The sequence below is a fragment of the Rothia sp. HMSC069D01 genome (genome assembly GCF_001810135.1).
GTDB lineage: Bacteria > Actinomycetota > Actinomycetes > Actinomycetales > Micrococcaceae > Rothia.
Window position 1 is genome coordinate 1 of record NZ_KV800083.1, and the last position, 6,660, is coordinate 6,660.

At 57.0% G+C, this 6,660-nt stretch carries 9 protein-coding genes; 6 read left to right on the plus strand and 3 right to left on the minus strand.

All coding sequences use genetic code 11. The features are described from left to right. Positions 1 to 218: 218 nt before the first annotated feature. Positions 219 to 755, plus strand: a complete 537-nt coding sequence (locus HMPREF2710_RS02025; protein WP_231840270.1) for a GTPase — start codon at positions 219 to 221, stop codon at positions 753 to 755. 47 nt (positions 756 to 802) lie between these two features. Next, positions 803 to 2,236, plus strand: a complete 1,434-nt coding sequence (locus HMPREF2710_RS02030; protein WP_070599265.1) for a D-mannonate dehydratase — start codon at positions 803 to 805, stop codon at positions 2,234 to 2,236. 22 nt (positions 2,237 to 2,258) lie between these two features. Here the strand turns inward: HMPREF2710_RS02030 and HMPREF2710_RS02035 are convergent, their stop codons facing one another. Beyond that, a complete protein-coding gene (locus tag HMPREF2710_RS02035) occupies positions 2,259 to 2,891 on the minus strand; it encodes a LysE/ArgO family amino acid transporter (RefSeq protein ID WP_044150899.1) in 633 nt (210 codons plus the stop codon). Between the two features lie 208 nt (positions 2,892 to 3,099). Between HMPREF2710_RS02035 and HMPREF2710_RS02040 the strand changes: the two genes are divergently transcribed. Beyond that, positions 3,100 to 4,017: a LysR family transcriptional regulator ArgP gene (locus HMPREF2710_RS02040; protein WP_012904366.1), complete on the plus strand. Its 918-nt coding sequence runs from the start codon at positions 3,100 to 3,102 to the stop codon at positions 4,015 to 4,017. A gap of 199 nt (positions 4,018 to 4,216) precedes the next feature. On the opposite strand, the gene HMPREF2710_RS02045 is transcribed toward HMPREF2710_RS02040, so the two are convergent. Next, positions 4,217 to 4,531 carry a cell division protein CrgA gene (locus tag HMPREF2710_RS02045; RefSeq protein ID WP_005507388.1) on the minus strand — a complete coding sequence of 105 codons (315 nt, stop codon included), beginning with the start codon at positions 4,529 to 4,531 and terminating at the stop codon, positions 4,217 to 4,219. A gap of 159 nt (positions 4,532 to 4,690) precedes the next feature. Between HMPREF2710_RS02045 and HMPREF2710_RS02050 the strand changes: the two genes are divergently transcribed. The 3 genes from HMPREF2710_RS02050 to HMPREF2710_RS02055 are packed head-to-tail and all read left to right on the plus strand — an operon-like array spanning position 4,691 to position 6,268. After that, a complete protein-coding gene (locus HMPREF2710_RS02050; RefSeq protein ID WP_049352863.1) occupies positions 4,691 to 5,440 on the plus strand; it encodes a class E sortase in 750 nt (249 codons plus the stop codon). An 18-nt stretch (positions 5,441 to 5,458) separates the two neighbouring features. Next, entirely contained in the window at positions 5,459 to 5,620 is a 162-nt protein-coding gene (locus tag HMPREF2710_RS09445) for a hypothetical protein (protein WP_005507386.1), read from the plus strand. A gap of 15 nt (positions 5,621 to 5,635) precedes the next feature. Further along, entirely contained in the window at positions 5,636 to 6,268 is a 633-nt protein-coding gene (locus HMPREF2710_RS02055; protein WP_012904364.1) for an aminodeoxychorismate/anthranilate synthase component II, read from the plus strand. Between the two features lie 212 nt (positions 6,269 to 6,480). On the opposite strand, the gene HMPREF2710_RS02060 is transcribed toward HMPREF2710_RS02055, so the two are convergent. After that, positions 6,481 to 6,660: hypothetical protein (locus HMPREF2710_RS02060; RefSeq protein WP_210388899.1), on the minus strand; the 180-nt coding region annotated here is incomplete at its 5' end.

The window sequence follows — 6,660 nt, forward strand, 5'->3', positions numbered from 1 at the left end:
CGTTCACTGTATGGTTTTTGGATAACAATCCAATAGGCAATAAAAAGAGCCCGCTTGCGCGGGCTCTTTTGCTTTAACAGCTAAAGTTAGAAAGGGGGCAGACCCGCATGGGTCTGCCCCCTTTTTTTGTACCCTCAGACCCTTGTCTATGGCTCTGACTACAAGGAAGAATGCTCTTCACAGACACACTGGGATAGAGTAGAACCATGCACTACCCCATGTTTTCCCACGCACCAGAGCCCGTCGATCAGCAGCACCAACACAACGGTGAAGAACGAACGGCAGCCCTCTACGTAGAGAGCACACTGGAGCCTCACGAAACCTGGGCGGCACTGACCGAATACATTCACCTCTGGTGGCCCAGGCAGCTCCTACAGAGCGAGGAAAGCCATATCGACCTCTCCACTGAGCTACTGCTCGAAGAGACCGCAGCCGGGGATATCATTCCTGTCGCACGCATTATCCAATGCGAGAACGAAGACGTCCTCACCATCGCACCCTACCCGGGTACACACTTGGGACGCCTCCTGGGAGTAGCTGAAGAATCAGAAGAAAGCCTGAGCTTCATCCTGGATGCCCTGGCACCGGAGACCGCAGAAGGACCGTTATCCCTGCTCGAAATCAGTAGCGGCACCTACACTGGTCGTGAAGACGAGGAACTGGGCATCTACGCTGAACAGGAAGCAGCAGCAGCCCTACTTATGGGTGCCTACAGTCGTTTCATTGGAACTGAACTCCAGCGAGAAGAGCTATAGGGGCCTTCGGATAAAAGAGGTTCTCAACCCCTGTAGAGTGGTATGTCATGAGCACACAGGACCAGAACACCCCGCAGCAGAAGGACGCACGCCCCATCTGGGCGCGGCTGCGTACTAAAGCCACAGCAGAAGAGGCGCAACCTCACCATTACACCAGGGCTGACATGCTAAAGCAGAGCAATATCTGGTTCCGTAAACAGGGCGTGCCCCTCATTATTCCTGCCCGTCAACGTGCTCTCGATGCGTTCCCACGCTCCGTGCCGTGGATCCTGTGGGCTGGCATCATGCATATCTGCTATATCTTCCTGCGCGACATTCTCCTCTTCGTCGTAGAGGACGTGAAGGGTTCCCTACCGAACTACATCAAAGCTCTCACAAGCGATAGCGCCCTCAGCAACGAAGTACTCCCAGTGCTCGTACTCGGCGGGATTTTCCTCGTTATGCCGATTATCTCCGGTGCGTTCATCGCTCTTGCTCACATGCTGATGGTCCGTACCCCGCAGTGGGTTCAAATCACCACGGGTATTCTTACCCTACTTTTTGCCGGAATGCTCTTCACCACCGGCGTCTTCGAAGCAAGCACTCTTGAAGGCATAGACTTCGTCTATGACGGCGGACAGGTCTTCCCCCTGATTGTTATCGGAATCTACCTCGCCATCTTCTTGGGCGTAGATACCGTACTCGGCTGGTCCCTCAAGCACGCCATCCACCAGCTCGCCTCCCTGCCGCCCATGATCGCGAAAGTACTACCCGTACTCATGGTGTCCGTGCTCTTCATCTTCGTGAATGCAGACCTCTGGAAGCTCGCCAACGGGCTCAGCTTCCCGCGCACCTGGGCTGTTCTGGGGCTCATGGGGCTCCTCGCCGTGTTCGTGGTCGTCACGACCTCCCTAGAGCGCACAGCACGCCTTCTAGGACGCAACAGAGGCGACGACATCGCAAGGTTTAGCGAGAGCGACTACGAGCATGCCGCAGCCCTCGAAGGTGGAATATGGAACACCGCCCAAGACTGGGTCGAAGAGCAGAAAATCCTTGAACACCGACCCCTCAAAATCGCGCCCTGGAGCAACCTCATCATCATCCCCATGATCGGGCAGATCATTCAGGCGACCCTCTTCATGCTGCTCGTCTTCGGATTCTTCATGGGCTTCTCGTCCATCGCCATTAGCGATACCACCATTGAATCGTGGATGACCGTCAAACCCGAACACCTCAAAATCCTCGGCGTAGACACCAACATCAACGCCGTGGTCATCAAGGTGTCCATGATCGTTGCCGTGTTCTCCGGACTCAGCTTTGTCGCAACCACCAGTAGCGACGAAAAATACGCCCGAAGCTTCCTCAAGCCCATGATTGCGCGAATTAAGCACATCCTGGTTATTCGCGATATCTACCTGGGCCTGCTTACCATGCCCAAGAACGAAGTACTCATACCCCTCAGCGAGGAGGAGAGAGTGCAAAAAGAGCCTGACAAGGCGTAAAGAGGTTAGGTAGGGGTAGAAGCTAGTGGGTCGACAGGTTCACTGTCAGCAGGTTGAATACCAGATACACCATGAGTAGGGCCACCGCCGCATCAAGTACACGCCAGGCCTCCGGGCGGGCAAAGAGCGGACGTAAAATTCGTGAGCCGTAGCCAATCATGAGGAACCACAGCACGCTACCGCAGCAGCATCCCAGGTAATACCACCAGCGGCCGGGATCGCCCTGCGTATTAGCCAGAGAACCGAGGAAAATCGTTGTGTCCAACCATGCCAGCGGGTTGAGGTAGGTGACCGCCGCCGTGGTCAGCAGGGCCGCCTTCAAAGACTGCGCATCCTCGGTACCCTCCTCAACGACAACCGCATGCGGGATGAAAACACGCTTCGCCGACTCGTAGCCGAACCACGCCAAAAACGCCGCACCCACGTAGCGGAACACCTCAATAAACCACGGCGCCGCATCCAACAGGGCACCCAGACCCACAACGCCCAAACCAATCATCAGAGCATCCGACAGAATGCAGAAAATAATAATCGGGGTAATATGCCGACCCAAAATACCCTGACGCAGCACAAAAGTTCCCTGGGCGCCAATAGCCGCCACCAAAGAAATCGTGGTGGTAGCACCCAGAAACAGCAGGGAGAGGGATGCGGACATCGTGAAACTTTCTCTGTTGATCAAACGGGGTATGAACCCGCGTACGCAGTGGTGGGTAGCGGCTCTCTTACTACCAGCTTGCCAGGCAAAAGCTCGCGACGCAGGGATAAAGCCTGCGTTAGCTGAAGTGTGAAGTTCCAGAGACGAGAATACGGGAAAAAGGACCCTAAATCTATCTAAATATTTTCACACTGCGTAAGATATTCTTATGACACGTTTCAGTACCGACCAGCTCACCACCTTCGCCACCGTCATTGAATACGGCACCTTCGACGCGGCAGCAGATATCCTGCGAGTGAGCCCCTCCGCCATCTCCCAGCGCATCAAAGCCATGGAACAGATTGCCGGAAAAGTCCTGGTACGCCGAAGCAACCCCGTCACCCCCACCGACGCCGGACAAAGCGTACTGCGCATCGCCCGACAAAGCGAATTCCTGCAGCAAGAAATGGAACGCGAACTCATGGGCGCCGGCGGCTTCCAGAGCGTCTCCGTTGCCGTCAACGCCGACTCACTCGCTACCTGGTTCCTCGACGCCGTAGGAATCCTCAGCCGCGAAGACAGCATCTTCTGTGACCTGCGACGAGAAGGCGAATTCCACTCCTCCGCTATGCTCCGATCCGGAGAAGTCATGGCAGTCATCACCTCCAAACCCGAAAAAATCCCCGGCTGCTCCGTCGAAACCCTCGGTGTGGCACGCTACTGGTGCGTTGCCACCCCCGACTTCGTGCAGCGGTACCTGCCCGGCTGGCCCAAGATCATGAGTCGCGAAGAGCTCAATCGTGCCCCCGTCGTCGAATATGACCGTAAAGACTTTGTGCAGGATGTGGCGCGAGCCCTCATCGAAAAAGAGGTAGGTCTAGAGGCTGAAGAAACCTTCACCCAAAGCCCCACCATCTACATTCCCTCATCTCCGGACTATGCGCGAGCCGTCAGCTCCGGTATTGCCTGGGGTCTCATTCCTGAGGCGCAATGCGCCGAAGAGCTCGAAAGCGGGCACCTCGTGAAGCTCGCCGCAACCCCGGTAGAATTCCCCCTCTACTGGCAGCGCTGGAACATCAACTCGCCCGTTATGGAGACCGTAACCCGCCGCGTCCACGAAGCGGCACGAGGCGACCTAATCTACTAAAGGGTTCATTGATTCAAGATTCTGAAATTAACCAAATTGTTAAAAATATATGTCTGACTAGACTATATTCTTATATAAGAATATAAGAACCGGGTAATAAAACCCTATAACACCCCACCACACATACAGAGGCGGCCGCCCCACACGGGACGGCCGCCTCTCTATAAGCTCTAACGCCTAAGTCATAACGCCTAAAACTCTAGCGCCAACGAGTCATCATCAGCATGCTCACCATCATGGCGCCCACACCAACACTCACATTCCACATACCCAAATCAGGAATCGGGAACAGGCCCTGCGTAATGTAGAAAACAATAATCCACAGAATGCCCACCGCCAGCAGCGAGAACATAATCACTCGGTACCACAACGGAGTCTGCTCCTTCAGCTGCGTGCCGCTCTCCATCTCACGAGCAATCTCACGCAGACGCAGCTCGCTTGCATCCTCCACCTCAGACTTAGCAGACTTCTGAGACTTCTTCTTGGACGATGCCTTAGCCGAGTTGGTCGACATACTTCCTCCGCTTATTGTTGTATGGGTAACCTAAAAATATATGTTCACACCTATCTTTGCAGACTTACGGGATGATTTCACCTTCTCCGTGCGTTGAAAGATAAGGAACGCCACCCGGCGCCCAAGAACATACACAACCCAAAGGACAAAGGAGAACGCATGAGCCAAGGAACGGCACCCACCGCAGAGCGCCGCCCCCGCACCGTGCTGCACTGGATCATCCAGATTACAGGCGAACTCCTTATCACCGTGGGCCTCCTGCTGTTGCTCTTCGTCGCATGGCAGCTCTGGTGGACCAACATCGACGCCGACCGCACCCAATCCCAAGCCGTCAGCACCCTCGTCCAGGAATTCGACTCCAACCCCGCCGAACCCCTCCCCGACTGGGACCCCAACACCCCTCCCGCCGGTCTGAGCGAACCCGGCCACGGTGAAGTCTTCGGCATCGTCTACATCCCCAAGTTCGGATCCGACTACCAGCGCCCCGCCACCCAGGGAACCAGCTCCGACGTGCTCGACTCCCTCGGACTCGGCCACTACGAAGGAAGCGCCATGCCCGGACAGGTCGGCAACTTCTCCCTCGCAGGCCACCGCCAAACCCGCGGTAAAGTCCTCAACGACATCGACCTGCTCACCGAAGGCGACCACATCTACGTGCGTACCAAAGACGGCTACTACACCTACACCGTCTACAGCCACGAAATCGTGCAGCCCGACCAGGTAGAAGTCATCGAACCCGTCCCCGGACAGCCCGGCGTAGCACCCACCGAGCGCCTCCTGACGCTCACCACCTGCCACCCGCGCTACGGCGACACCGAACGATACATTGTCCACGCCCGCCTCGAATCCTGGCAGCCCGCCGCAGCCGGAGCACCCGCAGAAATTGCCGCCTCCGTTGCAGGATCCTAAATCTGAGAGGAAAAGCAGATGTACGCATGGATTTTCCGCCACCTTCCCGGACCCCTGTGGGTTCGCATCATCATCGCCATCGTGCTGATACTCGCCGTAGTCTACCTGCTCATGGAATTCGTCTTCCCCCACTTCGCAGAGTACGGCCCCTTCAACCTGAACGTCACCATCAACCATTAGCGCTAAGGACGTGCCATGACCCGCATCCTTGTTATCGACAACTACGACAGCTTCGTCTTCACCCTCGTCGGCTACATCCAGCAGCTCGGCGCTGAAACCACCGTCATCCGTAACGACGAATACGAGCTCGCCGAAGTCATCAAGCTCGCCGAAGAACACGATGGCGTGCTTGTCTCTCCCGGCCCCGGTGCCCCCGCAGAGGCAGGCGTCATCATTGACACCATCCGCTGGGCAGCCGAAGCGAAGAAGCCGCTACTGGGTGTCTGCCTCGGCCACCAGGCCATCGCGGAGGCATTCGGCGGCACCGTCACCCACGCCCCCGAGCTGATGCACGGCAAGACCTCCCGCCTCGTGCACGAGAACGTCTCCGTGTTCAAGGACGTGCCCTGCCCCTTCACCGCGACCCGCTACCACTCCCTGGCGGTTGTACCCGAAACCATGCCCGAGGTCCTGGAAACCACCTCCACCACCGACAATGGCATCATCATGGGCCTGCGCCACCGCGAGGCCCCCATGCACGGCGTGCAGTTCCACCCCGAATCGGTCCTGACCGAAAGCGGATACCTCATGCTTGGCAACTGGCTCGAAGAAACCGGCCTGCAGGGAGCCGCAGAGCGCGCTAAGAGCCTCTCGCCCCTCATGGCCTAGTACTTCTAGCCTAAGAAGCCCTCAACGGCTTATATCGCCTCCAGAAGCCCCGTAGCAGACACGCTACAGGGAAACTGGAGGCGATAGCTATATCTGGACCCCTAGCTACGAGCAAACCCAGATACACGAACAAGCCCAGATACGCGAAAAGGGGCGGCACCCCACACCCAACGGTGTGGAGCGCCGCCCCTTTTGCTAACCGCTAGAACCCCTTAGCGGGCGTTAGCGTTTGCATTATTAGCGTTGTTCGCATTGGTATTCGCGTTAGTACCCTGAATCGTACGGGTACCCGCAGTAGCGGACGCAGCCGGTGCCGGAGTAGCCGTAGCGGTAGAACGCTGCTGGTTCTGGTTACCAGTGGTAGCGTTCTGGTTACCGGTCGCCGCCGCAGG

Excerpts from the sequence above, each read along its gene's own strand:
- HMPREF2710_RS02035 (WP_044150899.1), bottom strand. The coding sequence starts at position 2,891 with ATGTCCGCATCCCTCTCCCTGCTGTTTCTGGGTGCTACCACCACGATT.
- HMPREF2710_RS02030 (WP_070599265.1), top strand. The coding sequence starts at position 803 with ATGAGCACACAGGACCAGAACACCCCGCAGCAGAAGGACGCACGCCCC.
- HMPREF2710_RS09445 (WP_005507386.1), top strand. The coding sequence starts at position 5,459 with ATGTACGCATGGATTTTCCGCCACCTTCCCGGACCCCTGTGGGTTCGC.
- HMPREF2710_RS02025 (WP_231840270.1), top strand. The coding sequence starts at position 219 with ATGTTTTCCCACGCACCAGAGCCCGTCGATCAGCAGCACCAACACAAC.
- HMPREF2710_RS02040 (WP_012904366.1), top strand. The coding sequence starts at position 3,100 with ATGACACGTTTCAGTACCGACCAGCTCACCACCTTCGCCACCGTCATT.
- HMPREF2710_RS02050 (WP_049352863.1), top strand. The coding sequence starts at position 4,691 with ATGAGCCAAGGAACGGCACCCACCGCAGAGCGCCGCCCCCGCACCGTG.
- HMPREF2710_RS02045 (WP_005507388.1), bottom strand. The coding sequence starts at position 4,531 with ATGTCGACCAACTCGGCTAAGGCATCGTCCAAGAAGAAGTCTCAGAAG.
- HMPREF2710_RS02055 (WP_012904364.1), top strand. The coding sequence starts at position 5,636 with ATGACCCGCATCCTTGTTATCGACAACTACGACAGCTTCGTCTTCACC.